Origin of the sequence: Pseudomonas sp. G.S.17 (assembly GCF_038096165.1) — a bacterium.
Lineage (GTDB): Bacteria > Pseudomonadota > Gammaproteobacteria > Pseudomonadales > Pseudomonadaceae > Aquipseudomonas.
The window spans coordinates 1,316,031-1,332,088 of record NZ_CP151076.1 but is presented as its reverse complement, the minus strand read 5'-3'; the positions used below and the strand labels follow the sequence as shown (position 1 = coordinate 1,332,088).

At 59.5% G+C, this 16,058-nt stretch carries 13 protein-coding genes; 8 read left to right on the top strand and 5 right to left on the bottom strand.

Annotated elements, in window-relative coordinates; all coding sequences use genetic code 11:
• Positions 1 to 37: 37 nt before the first annotated feature.
• The 5 genes from AABC73_RS05950 to AABC73_RS05930 all read left to right on the top strand — a co-directional run bounded on the left by AABC73_RS05950 (position 38) and on the right by AABC73_RS05930 (position 8,161).
• Positions 38 to 1,198 carry an efflux RND transporter periplasmic adaptor subunit gene (locus AABC73_RS05950; RefSeq protein ID WP_341522837.1) on the top strand — a complete coding sequence of 387 codons (1,161 nt, stop codon included), beginning with the start codon at positions 38 to 40 and terminating at the stop codon, positions 1,196 to 1,198.
• Entirely contained in the window at positions 1,195 to 4,308 is a 3,114-nt protein-coding gene (locus AABC73_RS05945; protein WP_341522836.1) for a multidrug efflux RND transporter permease subunit, read from the top strand. Before AABC73_RS05950 ends, AABC73_RS05945 begins: the two co-directional genes overlap by 4 nt.
• 151 nt (positions 4,309 to 4,459) lie before the next feature.
• On the top strand, positions 4,460 to 5,137 hold the full coding sequence (locus AABC73_RS05940) for a heavy metal response regulator transcription factor (RefSeq protein ID WP_020292132.1): 678 nt from the start codon (positions 4,460 to 4,462) through the stop codon (positions 5,135 to 5,137).
• Positions 5,127 to 6,503: a heavy metal sensor histidine kinase gene (locus tag AABC73_RS05935; RefSeq protein ID WP_341522835.1), complete on the top strand. Its 1,377-nt coding sequence runs from the start codon at positions 5,127 to 5,129 to the stop codon at positions 6,501 to 6,503. Before AABC73_RS05940 ends, AABC73_RS05935 begins: the two co-directional genes overlap by 11 nt.
• Positions 6,504 to 6,658: 155 nt before the next feature.
• On the top strand, positions 6,659 to 8,161 hold the full coding sequence (locus AABC73_RS05930) for a sensor domain-containing diguanylate cyclase (RefSeq protein WP_341522834.1): 1,503 nt from the start codon (positions 6,659 to 6,661) through the stop codon (positions 8,159 to 8,161).
• Positions 8,162 to 8,357: 196 nt separating this feature from the next.
• Here AABC73_RS05930 and AABC73_RS05925 read toward each other — a convergent pair whose 3' ends face one another.
• Complete coding sequence (locus AABC73_RS05925) at positions 8,358 to 8,828, bottom strand: PA2169 family four-helix-bundle protein (protein ID WP_341522833.1); 471 nt, start codon at positions 8,826 to 8,828, stop codon at positions 8,358 to 8,360.
• A gap of 221 nt (positions 8,829 to 9,049) precedes the next feature.
• Here AABC73_RS05925 and AABC73_RS05920 point away from each other — a divergent pair, with 221 nt between their 5' ends.
• Together AABC73_RS05920 and AABC73_RS05915 are read left to right on the top strand one after the other, a co-directional pair.
• The gene (locus tag AABC73_RS05920; protein ID WP_020292128.1) at positions 9,050 to 9,283 is read left to right on the top strand and encodes a DUF3820 family protein; all 234 of its coding nucleotides are present in this window, start codon (positions 9,050 to 9,052) and stop codon (positions 9,281 to 9,283) included.
• Positions 9,284 to 9,300: 17 nt separating this feature from the next.
• Positions 9,301 to 10,500, top strand: coding sequence for an aminotransferase class V-fold PLP-dependent enzyme (locus AABC73_RS05915; RefSeq protein WP_341522832.1), 1,200 nt, complete (start codon positions 9,301 to 9,303; stop codon positions 10,498 to 10,500).
• 180 nt (positions 10,501 to 10,680) lie between these two features.
• On the opposite strand, the gene AABC73_RS05910 is transcribed toward AABC73_RS05915, so the two are convergent.
• The 3 genes from AABC73_RS05910 to zwf are packed head-to-tail and all read right to left on the bottom strand — an operon-like array spanning position 10,681 to position 13,542.
• Positions 10,681 to 11,355: a bifunctional 4-hydroxy-2-oxoglutarate aldolase/2-dehydro-3-deoxy-phosphogluconate aldolase gene (locus AABC73_RS05910; protein ID WP_341522831.1), complete on the bottom strand. Its 675-nt coding sequence runs from the start codon at positions 11,353 to 11,355 to the stop codon at positions 10,681 to 10,683.
• A 17-nt stretch (positions 11,356 to 11,372) separates the two neighbouring features.
• Positions 11,373 to 12,086, bottom strand: coding sequence for a 6-phosphogluconolactonase (pgl, locus tag AABC73_RS05905; protein ID WP_341522830.1), 714 nt, complete (start codon positions 12,084 to 12,086; stop codon positions 11,373 to 11,375).
• Entirely contained in the window at positions 12,073 to 13,542 is a 1,470-nt protein-coding gene (gene zwf / locus AABC73_RS05900; RefSeq protein ID WP_341522829.1) for a glucose-6-phosphate dehydrogenase, read from the bottom strand. The genes pgl and zwf overlap by 14 nt, the downstream gene beginning before the upstream one ends.
• 218 nt (positions 13,543 to 13,760) lie before the next feature.
• On the opposite strand from zwf, the gene AABC73_RS05895 reads away from it, so the two are divergent.
• Positions 13,761 to 14,627 carry a MurR/RpiR family transcriptional regulator gene (locus AABC73_RS05895; RefSeq protein WP_065835285.1) on the top strand — a complete coding sequence of 289 codons (867 nt, stop codon included), beginning with the start codon at positions 13,761 to 13,763 and terminating at the stop codon, positions 14,625 to 14,627.
• A 314-nt stretch (positions 14,628 to 14,941) separates the two neighbouring features.
• Here AABC73_RS05895 and AABC73_RS05890 read toward each other — a convergent pair whose 3' ends face one another.
• Positions 14,942 to 16,000 carry an IS110 family transposase gene (locus AABC73_RS05890; protein ID WP_341524163.1) on the bottom strand — a complete coding sequence of 353 codons (1,059 nt, stop codon included), beginning with the start codon at positions 15,998 to 16,000 and terminating at the stop codon, positions 14,942 to 14,944.
• Positions 16,001 to 16,058 lie beyond the last annotated feature (58 nt).

The window sequence follows — 16,058 nt, the reverse complement described above, 5'->3', positions numbered from 1 at the left end:
ACTTCCTCATTTTCCTCCACCCTCCGGCGCCACTCGCATGCGTAGACAGACCAAAACCGTCATTGCCGTTATTGTCATCGCAGGCTTGATCGGGGTAGCCAGTTGGACCCTGACCCGCCCCGCCACGGCCAAAGTCAGCGCCCCCGTTGCGGTTCCGGTCAAAGTGGTGAGTGTGGTCAAGGAGGATGTGCCGCGTTACGTGACAGGGATAGGTTCGGTACTGTCGCTGCACAGTGTGATTATTCGGCCGCAGGTGGACGGCATCCTCACCAAAGTGCTGGTCAAGGAAGGCCAGGCGGTAAAGGCCGGTGATCTTTTGGCGACCATTGATGATCGGGCGATCCGCGCCACGCTGGATCAAGCCAAAGCCCAGCTGGCGCAAAGCCAGGCGCAACTGGACGTCGCGCAACTGGATCTCAAGCGCTACAAGCTGCTCAGCGATGACAACGGCATTTCCAAACAGACTTTCGACCAGCAGCAGGCATTGGTGCAGCAGCTCAAGGCCACGGCAATGGGCAATCAGGCCGCCATCAGCGCTTCACAGGTGCAGCTTTCCTACACGCAGATTCGCTCGCCGGTGACTGGTCGGGTCGGCATTCGCAATGTCGACGAGGGCAATTTCCTGCGAGTCAGCGATGCTCAAGGGCTGTTCTCGGTCACCCAGATTGATCCGGTTTCCGTGGAATTCTCCCTGCCGCAACAGATGCTGCCGACCTTGCACAGCCTGACCGTCTCCAGCACCCCCGCTGCGGTGAAGGCTTTTCTGGGTGATGGCGACAGCGGCAGCTTGCTGGGTGAAGGCAAGCTGACGCTGATCGACAACCAGGTTTCGGCCACCACCGGCACCATTCGCGCCAAGGCCGAGTTCAGCAATCCCAAGCAACTGCTCTGGCCGGGTCAACTGGTCACGGTGAAGATCCAGACCGGCATCGAACGCGATGCCTTGAAAGTCCCGCCGCAAGTGGTTCAGCGCGGCATGGAGCAGCACTTCGCGTATCGGGTCACTGGCGACAAAGTCGAAGTGGTGCCGGTACAAGTGCTGTATCAGGACAGCGATTTGACGTTGATCACCGGTCCGCGTGCCGGGGATGTGCTGGTCAGTGATGGCCAGTCCCGGCTCAAGGCCGGTTCGCGTATTGAAGTGATGAGTGATGCCGCGCCGCAAACCACGGCAGGCAATCTGGAGACCGCACGATGAAAGGCCGCGGATCCATTTCCGCGTGGTGCGTGGACCATCCGGTCGCCACCCTGCTATTGACCTTCGCCCTGGTGTTGCTCGGCGCCATCGCGTTCCCGCGCCTGCCTATCGCGCCGCTGCCGGAAGCGGAATTCCCGACCATTCAGGTGTCGGCGCAACTGCCCGGCGCCAGCCCGGAAACCATGGCGTCTTCGGTGGCGACGCCGCTGGAAGTGCAATTCAGCGCGATCCCCGGCATGACGCAGATGACGTCGAGCAGCGCCCTGGGCTCGACCAACCTGACCCTGCAATTCACCCTCAATAAAAGCATCGACACCGCCGCTCAGGAAGTTCAGGCGGCGATCAATACCGCCGCTGGCCGCCTGCCCGCCGACATGCCGAACCTGCCCACCTGGCGCAAGGTCAACCCGGCCGACAGCCCGGTGTTGATCCTCAGCGTCAGCTCCACGCTGATGCCTGGCACTGAACTCAGTGACGTCACCGAATCCCTGCTCTCGCGTCAGCTGAGTCAGATTGATGGTGTGGGCCAGGTGTACATCACCGGCCAGCAGCGCCCAGCGATTCGTGTGCAGGCTGCGCCGGAAAAACTCGCGGCATTGGGCCTGACCCTCGCCGACATCCGCCAGGCAGTGCAACAGACCAGCCTGAACCTGGCCAAAGGCGCGTTGTATGGCAAAGACAGCGTGTCGACGATTGCTTCCAACGACCAACTGTTTCGGCCGCAGGATTACGCGCAACTGATCGTTTCCTACAAAGACGGCGCCCCCGTGCATCTGCGTGATGTGGCGCGGGTGGTGAACGGCTCGGAAAACGCCTACGTCCGGGCCTGGTCCGGCGAGCAGCAAGGCGTCAACGTGGCTATCTTCCGCCAGCCCGGCGCCAACATCGTCGACACCGTGGATCGCATTCAGCGCGAACTGCCACGCTTGCAGGAAATGCTCCCGGCCTCGGTGGAAGTCACCGTGCTCAATGACCGGACCCGGACCATTCGCGCCTCCTTGCATGAAGTGGAAATCACCCTGCTGATCGCGGTCTTGCTGGTGGTGGCAGTCATGGCGCTGTTCCTGCGCCAGTTGTCGGCCACATTGATTGTCAGCGCCGTGCTGGGCGTCTCGTTGATTGCCAGCTTCGCCATGATGTATCTGTTCGGTTTCAGCCTGAACAACCTGACACTGGTGGCCATCGTGGTGGCCGTCGGCTTCGTGGTGGACGACGCCATCGTCGTCGTGGAAAACATCCACCGCCACCTGGAAGCCGGTGACGGCATGCGCGAGGCCGCGATCAAAGGTGCCGGGGAAATCGGCTTCACCGTGGTGTCGATCAGCTTCTCGCTGGTGGCCGCGTTCATCCCGTTGCTGTTCATGGGCGGCGTGGTCGGGCGGCTGTTCAAGGAGTTCGCCTTGACCGCCACCGCGACCATTCTGATTTCCGTGGTGGTCTCGCTGACGCTGGCGCCGACACTCGCGGCATTGTTCATGCGCGCCCCGAAACACGATCCCCACGCCCGGCGCGGCTTCGGCGAACGCTTGCTGGATTTCTACGAGCGCGGACTGCGCAAGGCGCTGGCCCATCAACGGGTGATGCTGGGGATTTTCGGCCTGACGCTGGTTCTGGCGGTCGTCGGTTACGTGATCATTCCCAAGGGCTTCTTCCCGGTGCAGGACACCGCATTCGTCCTCGGCACCACCGAGGCCGCCGCCGATATCTCTTACCCGGATATGGTTGAAAAACATAAGGCGCTGGCGAAAATCGTCGGCGAAGACCCCGCCGTATTGGCCTTTTCCCATTCCGTTGGCGTGACCGGCAGTAACCAGACCATCGCCAACGGGCGCTTCTGGATTTCCTTGAAACCGCGCAGTGATCGGGATGTGTCGGTCAGCGATTTCATCGACCGGCTGCGACCGAAACTGGCCAAGATTCCCGGGATCGTGCTGTACCTGCGCGCCGGCCAGGACATCAACCTCAGCTCCGGTCCGAGCCGCAGTCAGTATCAATATGTGCTGAAGAGCAACGACGGGCCGCTGCTCAACACCTGGACCGAACGCCTCACCGAAAAACTGCGCACCAACCCGGCATTCCGCGACCTGTCCAACGACCTGCAACTGGGCGGCAGCGTCACCCATATCGACATCGACCGCAGCGCCGCCGCGCGTTTCGGCCTGACCACCGCCGATGTGGATCAGGCCCTGTACGATGCGTTCGGGCAGCGACAGATCAGCGAATTCCAGACCGAGATCAACCAGTACAAGGTGATTCTCGAACTGGACGCCAAGCAGCGCGGCAAGGCTGAAAGCCTGGCGTATTTCTATCTGCGCTCGCCGCTGACCGGCGAGATGGTGCCGCTCTCGGCGCTGGCGAAAGTCGCGGCGCCGACCATGGGGCCGTTGTCGATCAGCCACGACGGGATGTTCCCGGCGGCCAACCTGTCTTTCAACTTGTCCAAAGGTATCGCGCTGGGCGATGCGGTGCGCATGCTGGATCAGGCCAAGACTGAAATCGGCATGCCGGCTTCGATCATCGGCAACTTCCAGGGCGCGGCGCAGGCGTTCCAGAGTTCGCTGGCCAACCAACCCTGGTTGATTCTCGCGGCGCTGGTGGCGGTGTACATCATTCTCGGCGTGCTGTACGAAAGCTTCGTGCATCCGCTGACGATCATTTCCACCTTGCCTTCGGCGGGGATCGGCGCGCTGTTGATGCTGTGGCTGATGGGCCAGGACTTCTCGATCATGGCCTTGATCGGCGTGGTGCTGCTGATCGGCATCGTCAAGAAGAACGGCATTCTGCTGGTGGACTTCGCCCTGGAAGCGCAACGCGAGCGCGGGCTGACTCCCGAGGCGGCCATTTACGAAGCCTGCCTGACGCGTTTCCGCCCGATCATCATGACCACCCTCGCCGCCTTGCTCGGCGCGTTGCCGCTGATGCTCGGCTACGGCGTCGGCGCGGAACTGCGCCAACCGCTGGGTATCGCAGTGGTCGGTGGCTTGCTGGTCAGCCAGGCGCTGACGCTGTTCACTACCCCCGTGATCTACTTGCAGCTCGAACGTGTCTTCCACCGCCGCAAGCCGGAGCCCGTCACGAAGCCCAAGCGCTCACTGGCGATGTCCGAATGAACACTTTTCAGAGCACAGGACCTGTTGGAGCCGAGCTTGCTCGCGATTGCGGTCTATCTGACGCAAGAGATCCGTGGGATGTCCCGCCCCCTTCGCGGGCAAGGTGGAACGCCACCCCGGTCGCTCCAACAGTTTCGCGGAGAGTTGCCCCATGCGCGTCCTGATTATCGAAGACGAAGAAAAAACCGCGGACTACCTGCATCGCGGCCTGACCGAACAGGGTTACACCGTCGATCTGGCCCGCGAAGGCATCGAAGGTTTGCACATGAGCCTGGAGAGCGATTACGACGTGATCATTCTCGACGTCATGCTGCCCGGTCTGGACGGTTTCGGTGTGCTGCGGGCTCTGCGCGCGCGCAAGCAAACGCCGGTGATCATGCTCACCGCGCGGGAACAGGTGGACGACCGGATTCGCGGCCTGCGCGAAGGCGCCGATGATTACCTCGGCAAGCCGTTTTCCTTTCTTGAACTGGTCGCCCGTCTGCAAGCCCTGACCCGGCGCACCAGCGCCCACGAGCCCGTGCAAATCAGCATTGCCGATCTGTGGATCGACCTGATCAGCCGCAAGGCCACCCGCGCCGGCACCCGTCTGGATCTGACCGCCAAGGAGTTTTCGCTGCTCAGTGTCCTGGCGCGGCGGCATGGGGAAATCCTCTCCAAGACGTCGATTGCCGAGATGGTCTGGGACATCAATTTCGACAGTGACGCCAATGTCGTCGAAGTCGCGATCAAGCGTCTGCGGGCGAAACTGGACGGGCCGTTCGATCAAAAACTGCTGCACACCATTCGCGGCATGGGCTACGTACTGGAGAACCGCAGTGAAAGCTGACTCCATCGCGCTGCGGTTGAGCGCCATGTTTGCGGTGGTCGCCTTGTTGGTCTTCACCCTGATCGGCTGGGCGTTGTATTTGCAGGTCGACAAAGGCCTGGGCCTGTTGCCCGAGGCGGAAGTGGATGCGCGCTACAGCGTACTGGAATCAACAGTCAATCGCTACGGCACTCCGGAGCATTGGGTCAAGATCAACGCCAAGCTCAAACTGCTCAGCGAGGAAGACAAGCGTCTGCACTTCTGGGTCGTCAGCGACAACCCGGCGTATGAGTTCGGCAATCCTGACGCCGAGATTCGCGCGTTCGCCAATGGCCCGCTGGGCATGCGCGATTTGCAGCTCAGCGGCCATGAGTTTCCGTTCAAGGTGCTGCTCAGTCAGTTTGCCGCCAAGGATCAACGGCCGCCGTTGCGTTTTCTCATCGCCATCGACACCGAAACCTTCTGGCAAACCCAGCACTCGCTGCTGACCGCCCTGATCAGCCTCGCGGCGGTTGGCATAACACTCGCTTCGCTGCTCGGTTATTGGGTGGCGCGCATTGGCCTGCGGCCCTTGACCAGCCTGTCGCTGGAGGCGCAGAAACTCGCCCCGCCGCGCCTATCCGGTCGCCTGCAGCTGTCACCGCTGCCACCGGAATTGAACCAGTTTGTCACCTCGTTCAATTCGACGCTGGAGCGCGTCGAGCAAGCCTATGCACGCCTGGAGTCGTTCAATGCGGACGTGGCCCATGAACTGCGCTCGCCGCTGACCAACCTGATCGGCCAGACCCAGGTCGCCCTGACGCGCGGCCGCTCGGCCGAGCATTATTTCGAAGTGCTGCAATCCAATCTCGAAGAACTGGAACGGCTGCGTTCGATCATCAACGACATGCTGTTCCTAGCCAGCGCTGACCAGGGCAGCAAGGTCACCGAACTGACCTGCGCGTCCCTGGCGCAGGAAGTGGCGACTACGCTGGACTATCTGGACTTCATCCTCGAAGACGCTCAGGTGCAAGTCCAGGTCAATGGAGATGCCAGCGTGCCCATCGAAAAAGCCCATCTGCGCCGGGCCTTGATCAACCTGCTGCACAACGCCGTGCAGCACACCGAGCCAGGGCAGGTGATCCAGGTCGATATCGTCGAGCACCTGGACCACGTGAGCATCGAAGTGGCCAACCCCGGCAGCGAGATCCCCCAAGAACATCTACCTAAATTGTTCGAGCGTTTCTACCGCGTGGACGCTTCGCGCAGTAACAGCGGCGCCAATCATGGCCTGGGCCTGGCCATTGTGAAGGCGATTGCATTGATGCACGGCGGCACGGTGTTCGTGCGCAGTCAGGCCGGGCTGAATACATTCGGGATCAATTTGCCGCTGAGTCTGGGCACCTGAAAAAACCGATCCATCCGGCGGTGGCTGTTGCGTGCTATCCATATGAGGTTATAAATACCGGACCTGCTTCTCACCTTTATGCCGATCACTTAAGAAATTTCAATTAATACAACACCTTAAGTCTGATCCGCTTTTCATCGAGCGCTCCCCGTGCAATGACGGCTCCTCTTCCCAAGCAAGAATTACGAAAAACATGGCGCCGACCGGAAGTTATTTTGATCTGCGGAAGCGTCATCGCCGTGGTGGCGCTGTTACTCATCATCATTTCGCTGCTGAGTCGGGAACACCGCGAGGCCAATGAGAATGCTGCTCGCGCTGCTTCCAATATCGTGCGACTGATTGACGCCGACGTGTTGCGCAATGCCGAACTTTACGACACCTCGTTGCAGGGCATGATCAGCGCCTGGCAACATCCCGGCTTGATGAGTATTGACCCGGAACTGCGGCATCTGGTTCTGTTCGACCGGTTTACCTCGGCGCGCTTCAAAGGTGATCTGCTGTTGCTGGACCAGGACGGTTATATCCTCGCCGACTCCACGTCGATTGTGCCCCGGACAGAAAACCTGTCTGACCGACCGCATTTTCAGAGCCATGCCAAGGACCCATCGCTCGACATGAAAGTCGATGGCCCCTTCAAAACCCGCTGGGGTTTCAAGGACTGGTGCATCAGCTTCAGCCGACGCATGTCGGCACCCGATGGCTCGTTCCTGGGTGTTGCCAGCGGTGCCATGCGCCTGGTTTATTTCAAGCAGCTGTTTCGCACGCTGGACATCGGGCCAGACAGCAACGTCAACCTGTTCACCACCAAAGGTTTGCTGCTGGCGCGCCATCCCGACCTGGATGGCCGGGACCTGATCGGCGAGGATTTGAGCCAGTCGTCCAACTTCCAGCGCATTCTCAGGGAAGGCAGCGGCAGCTTTATCAGCGTTTCATCCCTGGACAAAAAAGAGCGCCTGTTTACGTTCTCCCATGTTGGCAACCTGCCGCTGATCGTCGTGGTCGGGCAGTCAGTCAATGAGGTTTACGCCATCTGGCGCCGCAACGCGCTGCTGGTCGGGCTGGCGACCAGCGTGTTGTGCCTGGGGATTTTTGGCCTGGCGATGCTACTGCGCCGGGAATTAGGCCTGCGTCGGCATGCCGAGACCGAACTCAAGGTGCGTGCCGAGACCGATGCGCTCACCGGTCTGGCCAACCGGCGCAAGCTGGACGAAGTGTTCAGGGCCGAATGGTTGCGGGCCATGCGCTCAGGCAAACCGCTGGCGGTGTTGATGATCGATGTGGATAACTTCAAAGCCTTCAACGAGCGTCATGGGCATCACGGCGGCGATGAGGTGTTGCGCAATGTCGCCCTGGCGATTGAGCGCAATCTGCGCAGGCCCAGTGATTTCGTGGCACGTTACGGCGGCGAAGAGTTTGTCGTAGCGCTGCCCGAAACCGACATTGTCGGCGCCAGACTCCTCGCCGAAAAAATTCGTCAGGGGGTTCAGGCCCTGCCCACCTATGGCGGTGATACGCAGCCGGTCACCATCAGCGTCGGCATTGCCTGTACGGTGGTGACCAGCGAGGTATTGTTGCGGGATTTGCTCAATGCCGCAGACAAGGCGCTGTATGAAGCCAAGGATCTGGGGCGCAATCGGGTGGAGGCGTGCGATCTGTAGGACCGGCTTTAGCCGGGAGGACAATTGACGCCCTCGCGACTAAAGTCGCTCCTATGGACCTTCGCGGGCAAGTCTCGCTCCAACGATTCACCTTTCCAACCCAAGAAATCCCGGGCAATAAAAAACGCCAGACTGGCTGGCGTTTTTGTATTGAGTCGCCCCGCCAACTCGTCAGTTGGCAGGCGCTGGCTCAATCTCAGCTGGCAGCGCGAGCGCTGTTACGCAGAGCTTTTACTTTGTCGTGGTTCGCTTGCACGCCATCCAGCTGCTTGCGGATCAGACCAGTAACATTCGCGGGCAGGTTCTTCTCAGTTGCTTTCTGCAGCGCTTCTTTGTAAGCCTTCAGCGCCACGTCTTCGCCACGCTCAGCTTCGTTGAGGATAGCCACGTCGTCTTTACCCGCCAGAGTCGACTTCAGGTCAACCCATGCGCGATGCAGAGTGCCGCTGACGCTGGAAGAAGTTTCTGGATCGCCGCCCAGCGCACGTACTTCGGTTTGCAGTTCACGTACGGCAGTAGCGATTTCAGCAGAACGGCTGAGGAAAAACTCCTTCACAGAAGGGTTTTTGATGTCTTCTGCGCTGGTCTGAAAACCTTTCTCGCCGTCTTTGCTGGTTTCGATCAGGTCATTCAGGATAGAGATCGATTCTTTATTGATATCAGTCATTGGTTAATTTCCTTAATGGCAGGTTGATACGAAAGTTTCTGCTATCTAGGTAATTGCAGCCGTCGTGCCAGCTTTCAACCTCCAATAATTCATATATTTTTCAACGACTTAAAAAAACAACCATACAGACACATCGTGATTTCTGCATGAACTGTCCTTTGGCCTGCATGCAGAATGCACGTATCGTGATGCCTTGGACGCACTGACAAGGGGGCTCAACCATGAACCCGGAAAAACTCAAACTGCTCGTGACGCGCGAGATGCCATTTGGCAAATACAAAGGTCGGCTGATCGCTGATCTGCCGGGGCAATACCTGAACTGGTTTGCCCGCGAAGGCTTCCCGAAAAGCGAGCTTGGCGGTCTGCTGGCGTTGATGCAGGAGATCGACCACAACGGTTTGTCCGAACTGCTCGACCCCCTGCGCACGCGACCGCGTCAATTCAAAGAAGGCTGACCACAAGCGAGACGGCAATGGACTATGCACCGGTAAACCCTGCGGTATTGCAACAGGCGCGCGATGAGGCTTTCTGGGCCGACATCGCTGGCCGTTATGACGTCGAGCCAGGCCCGATCAATCTGGAATACGGCTATTTCGGGCGCATGACCCGCGAGGTGCTGGAAGACTATCGGCGCAACATTGACTACGTGAACCGCAGCAACTCGGTGTTCGTGCGTCGCCGGTTCGACGAAATCGACAGCCAGATCATTCACGGCCAGTTGGCGGATCTGGTGCAGGTAAGACCTGAGGAAATCGCTATCACCCGCTGCGCCTCCGAATCCCTGCAATCACTGATTCGCAACTACAACCGGTTGCAGCCGGGCGATCAGGTGCTGATCAGCGATCTCGACTATCTCAGCGTGCAAACGGCCATGCGTTGGCTGGCCAAGAGCCGCGGCGTGGAAGTGATTGAAATCAATCATGTCCATCCGGCCAGCTACGAAACCCTGCTGAACAGCTATCAGACCGCCTTCGAGCGCTACCCGCGCCTCAGACTGATGGCGCTGACTCACGTGACCCACCGCACCGGTCTGGTGATGCCGGTACAGGCGATTGCCGCACTGGCCAAATCTCGCAACATCGACGTGATTCTCGACGGCGCTCATGCTCTGGGGCAGCTTGATTTCCGGCTCGATGAGCTGGGCGTCGCATTTGCCGGTTACAACTTGCAGAAATGGATGGGCGCGCCACTGAGCCTGGGCTTTATCTATGTTGCGAAGGAGCGGCTGGGATCGATTGATGCGGACATGGGCGATACCCGCTACGGCAAGGACGACATCCTGGCGCTGGTGCCTTATGGCACACCGAATATTCCGGCGTGGATGACCTTGCCCAAGGTCTTCGAAGAACACCGGGCGATGGGCGGTTCGGTCGCCAAAGGCGCACGACTGAGCTACCTGCGCGACCTTTGGGTCAAGCCGGCTCGGGAGCTGGAAGGAGTGGAAGTACTGACGCCGGACGACCCACGGCTGTATTGCGGGATCACGGCCTTGCGTTTTACCCGGCATGCAGATCAGGAGCGCATGGCGCAACGTTTGCTCGATGAGCACAACCTGTTCACCGTGGCGCGGGAAGGATCAGCCTGCGGGCCGTGCATCCGCATCACGCCGGGGTTCAGCACCCCTGCTGCGCATCTGCAGCTGCTGACTGAAGCGTTGCGCAAACTGGCGTGAAAAAAACGGTGCGCCGGACCAGGGCGCACCGTAAAGCCAACAACAAACGATTAACCGATTTGACGCAAGCATCCGTAGGACCGGCTTCAGCCGGGAGGAGGTCGGTGCTTCAAACACATTTGCTCCATCAGAGCACCCCGCTCCCGGCTAAAGCCGGTCCTACAGTCGGACGTTCACGACTTAATCAAACAACGCCATCGCCTGCGCGGTTGCTTCCTGGATGCGGTTCCAGTCGCCATTCTTGACCCACGCGTTGTCGATCATCCACGTACCGCCAACGCACATGACATTGGGTTGCGCCATGTAGCTCTTGAGGTTGTCTGCGTTGACGCCGCCGGTTGGGCAAAAGCGCACTTCAGTGAACGGACCACCCAAGGCTTTGATGGCTGCGACGCCACCGCTGATTTCCGCCGGGAACAATTTGAAACGACGATAACCCATGGCGTAGCCGATCATGATTTCCGACGCGCTGTTGATGCCGGGCAACAATGGCAGCGGGCTGTCGAGGGCTGCCTGCAACAGGTCTTGCGTGCTGCCCGGCGTCACGATGAATTGCGAACCGGCCGCTTCGGCGTCCGCCAGCATGTTGCGATCCAGAATCGTCCCGGCACCGACACACAGCTCGGGACGCTGTTCGCGCAGTATCCGAATGGCGCTCAGGCCAAAGGCCGAACGCAGGGTAACTTCCAGCGCCGTCATGCCGCCAGCGGCCAGCGCGTCCGCCAATGGCAGGACATCCTGATCACGCAAAATGGTGATCACCGGCAAAATCTTTGCCTTGGCGCAGAGTTCATCGATCTGGGAAATCTTGTTCGCCATGCTGTTGAGCGGCTGATTGTTTTCGACTGTTTTCATGGCGGCGGATCCTTTGCTTATGGGCACCAGTAAATCTCAAGGGAAGAGTCAAGGAAGGCGCGAACCGGCATTTCGGCGAGGTCATCACCGGCCAGGGCCGCGCGCAGGGTGTCGAGTTTGGCCTGGCCGGAAACGGACAGGATCGGCAAACGCGCCGAAGCCAGCAGACGGCGGGTCATGGTCAGGCGCTGATGCGGCACGGTCGGCGCCAGCATCGGCAAGCAACGACGTTCGCCATCCAGCCGCAAGGCTTCATTCAGGTTCGGGCTCTTGGGAAACAACGAAGCGGTGTGCCCGTCATCACCCATACCCAGAATCAGTACGTCGATGGGCGGCAATTCGGCCAGCGCCTGATCGGCAGCGTCAGCCGCTTCTTCAAGACTCTGGGCAACGCTGTACAAACCGAGGAACTTCGCCTTGGCCGCCGGGCCTTGCAGCAGATAGCGCTGCAACAGGCCAGCGTTGCTGTCGGCATGTTCAACCGGCACCCAGCGTTCGTCAGCCAGGCTGACCACCACTTTGGACCAGTCCAGCGGCTGCTCGGCCAGGCTCTGGAAAAACGCCACCGGGCTGCGACCGCCGGAAACCACCAGGGTTGCGACGCCGTTGCTGCTGATCGCCGTTTTCAGTTGCTCAGCCACGTTAGCTGCCAGCTCACTGGCCAGCAGCGCAGGATTATCGAACTCGCGAGCGACTAAGCCCGCTGGCAGTTCAAGGTCACATATCGCCATACCACGATCTCCCGTCACGAGTAATCAATGCAATGGAGCTCATCGGGCCCCACGATCCGGCGGCGTAAGGCTTGGGCGCATCGCCTGCCTTTTTCCAGCCGGCGATCAGCTGATCGCACCATTGCCATGCGTACTCAATTTCATCTTTGCGAACAAACAGGTTCTGATTGCCGCGCATCACTTCCAGCAACAACCGCTCATACGCATCAGGGACGCGCGCGCTGCGGTAGGTGTCGGAAAAATTCAGTTGCAGTGGGCCGCTGCGCAACTGCATGCCTTTATCCAGGCCTTGGTCCTTGGTCATCACTTGCAAGGAAATGCCTTCGTCCGGTTGCAGGCGAATGATCAGGCGGTTGCTGATCTGCATGCGCTGCTCGGGAGCGAAGATGTAGTGCGGCGGTTCTTTGAAGTGGATGACGATCTGCGACAGCTTGGCCGGCATACGCTTGCCGGTGCGCAGGTAGAACGGCACGCCGGACCAGCGCCAGTTGCGAATGTCGGCACGCAGGGCGACGAAGGTTTCCGTGTCGCTCTGGGTATTGGAGTTTTCTTCCTCCAGATAACCGGGCACCGGCTTGCCTTCGCTGTAACCGGCGATGTACTGGCCGCGTACGACCTGGGTCGCCAGACGTTCCGGGGTGAACGGTGCCAGTGCCTTGAGCACCTTGACCTTCTCGTCACGAATACTGTCGGCGGACAGGTCGCTGGGCGGGTCCATGGCGATCAGGCACAGCAGCTGCAGCAGGTGGTTCTGGATCATGTCGCGCAATTGCCCGGCCTGATCGAAATAGCCCCAACGGCCTTCGATGCCGACCTTTTCCGCAACGGTGATTTCCACGTGGGAAATATGATTCTGGTTCCACTGGGTTTCGAACAGACTATTGGCGAAACGCAGGGCGATCAGGTTCTGAACGGTGTCCTTGCCCAGATAGTGGTCGATGCGATAGATGCGGCTTTCCGGCAGGAACTGCGCCACGGCATCGTTGACCCGACGTGAAGACGCCAGGTCATGACCGATAGGTTTTTCCAGCACCGCGCGAGTGCGCTCGGTAAGGTTGACCGAGGCGAGGTTTTCGCAGATCGCGCCATACACCGACGCGGGCGTAGCGAAGTACGCGATCAGGACTTGCGCATCACCAACCCGCTCAGCCAGCGCCACGTAATCCTCGGCCTTGAGGAAATCCACGTGCAGGTAACTCAGGCGAGCCTGAAAACGCTCCACGTTCTCAGGCTCAAGTTCAGCCTCCGGAACAAAGCGGCGCAGGGATTTATCGATGTATGCCAAATGCTGCTGTTCGTCGCCCGGTTCGCGCGCCAACGCAAGGATTCGCGTGTCGGCATGCAGCAATCCAGCGCGGTCGAGTTGATAAAGGGCCGGGAACAGCTTGCGCACTGCCAGGTCGCCCAAGGCGCCAAACAAGGCAAAAGTGCACGGTTCAACCGTAATCGAGAGCATAATGTTGGTTCTTTTATCAAGTTAGGCTACAAATACCTTTTTTAAAGGCGTTACTCAAGGCCAAATGTAGTAATAACCACAACATCCCGTCTAAAACCATATTCCAGTGGTGATCAACACAGGCCCTCAGTACGATAGGCCACCTTTGCTACAGGCTAAAGGGCCTCGTGATAGCTCTCGCAAAACCCTGAGCAAAACAGCCGCGACAAGGACTTTGAATGGACCGCACACGAAACCTTCTGGAGATGATCCAGAGCCGACTCGAAGAGCTGAACAAGGCTGAGCGCAAGGTCGCTGAGGCGATTCTGCTCAATCCGCAGCAAGCGACCCGTTTCAGCATCGCAGCGCTGGCCCAGGCCGCCAAAGTCAGCGAGCCCACGGTCAACCGCTTCTGCCGCTCATTCAGCGTCAGCGGCTACCCGGAACTCAAGTTGCAGCTGGCACAGAGCCTGGCCAGCGGTGCCGCGTATGTGAGCCGCGCAGTCGAAGCGGATGACGATACCGAGGCCTACACCCAGAAGATCTTCGGCAGCGCCATCGCCTCGCTGGACAGCGCCTGCCAGCAACTGGACCCGGCGCTGATCAGCAAAGCCGTGGACATGCTGATTCAGGCTCGGCAGATTCACTTCTTCGGCCTCGGTGCTTCGGCGCCGGTTGCGCTGGACGCCCAGCACAAGTTCTTCCGTTTCAACCTGGCCGTGACCGCCCACGCTGATGTGCTGATGCAACGCATGATTGCCTCGGTGGCGCACACCGGGGAATTGTTCGTGATCATTTCCTACACCGGCCGCACCCGCGAACTGGTCGAAGTCGCACGCATCGCCCGCGCCAACGGCGCTTCGGTCCTGGGCCTGACTGCGGCGGGCTCACCCCTGGCCAAGGCCAGCACCGTCAGCCTGAACATTCCGCTGCCGGAAGACACCGACATCTATATGCCGATGACCTCGCGGATCATCCAGCTGACCGTGCTCGACGTACTCGCCACCGGCATGACCCTGCGCCGCGGCGTCGACTTCCAGCCGCATCTGCGCAAGATCAAGGAAAGCCTGAATGACAGCCGCTATCCGGTTGAGGATCAGGGTTAGGAGCCGTAGGAGCGACTTTAGTCGCGAGGGCGTCAATCGCCCTCCCGGCTGAAGCCGGTCCTATGTATGGACTCGCCCACACTTTCAACCTGCTTTTGAACACTGCTACCCGGTTGCATCTATGTATAAGGCCTGTTCGAGGAAGCGTTACGGCTTCTGGCCAACATTGGGTAAGCTCGCGGTATGCCGATTACGTTAAGGCCTCAAAGGGCCAGTAGGACCGCAGGCATCTATCCGCGACGGTCTGACCTGGGGTCAATGTTCTTCAGCAGCGGTTGAGGTGACTCAGCACCCCGGTGGCAGAACTCTGTTGATTAATGATTCATCGTCGCCTCCTGGCAACCTGCAGGCTGACGACGATAGGTCTGATTGTTTTGCAGCAGCACCCAGACGATGCGCAGGTTTCTATTGGCCAACCTTACGGCTGCTCCTTTTTGACCATGCTGACTTAGCCAGCGTCTTAGCCGGCGATCATCGGGATGCTCCGAATCAGGCTTCACCTGCCTTAACACGGCGTGCGCTCCTTGAATCGACAGGCTGCGAATATAGCCATCTCCGCGTCTGCAAATTCCTCCCAATCGGATTTTTTGCCCGCTGCTGTGCTGCTCGGGCACCGTGCCGAAGTAGGCAGCAAACATTCGGGCATTGGCGAAACGCTCAGGCTCAGTCTGTTTGGCCAGCAAGGCGGTGGCGATGATTGGGCCGATGCCGCGCACTGTCATCAGACGCTTTGCTGTCTCATCTTCGCGCGCTGCTGCTTCCAGACGGCCCGTCAGTACATCGATGCGCTCACCCAGATGGCTCCATTCGCCCAGCATTTCATCAATCAGCTCGCGCAACATATCCGGCAATGGCTGGATGGCATCTTCCAATATACGTGGGACATTTCGGCTGAGGGTCACCGCCCCTTGCGCCATGGCAATGCCCTGTTCCAGCAACAGCCCGCGTATCTGATTACCCATTGCAGTGCGCCGCCTTACATACCCTTGTCGAGCACGATGCAGAGCCTGCATGGCCAGTTGTGCGGTGCTTTTGACTGGCACTGGCGCAATGTTTACATCTCGTCCTGAACGCAATATCGCCAGCACATCGTTGCGATCATTTTTGGCACCGCTACGATGTTTGGCGACATGTTGCGCCGGTAAAATTCGCGCCTGATTGCCTTGTGCTTGCAACAGCCGCGCCCAAGCCTGCGCGCCAGGGCCGGTCTCCATCAGCACCGTCACGCCTGCCGGCAGTTTTTGTAAAAAGGCCACAAAGGTTTCGCGTGACTTGATCCGCTCTTCGTAAATGACCTGACCAAGGGCATCTTCCCCGGCCACCTGGAACACATTCTTGGCAAGATCTACCGCCACTGTCGAACAAGCCGACACGTCGGCTGAAGACAAGGCGTTATTTTTGGTCGTATGCTTTTTCATGGACTCGCCCTCG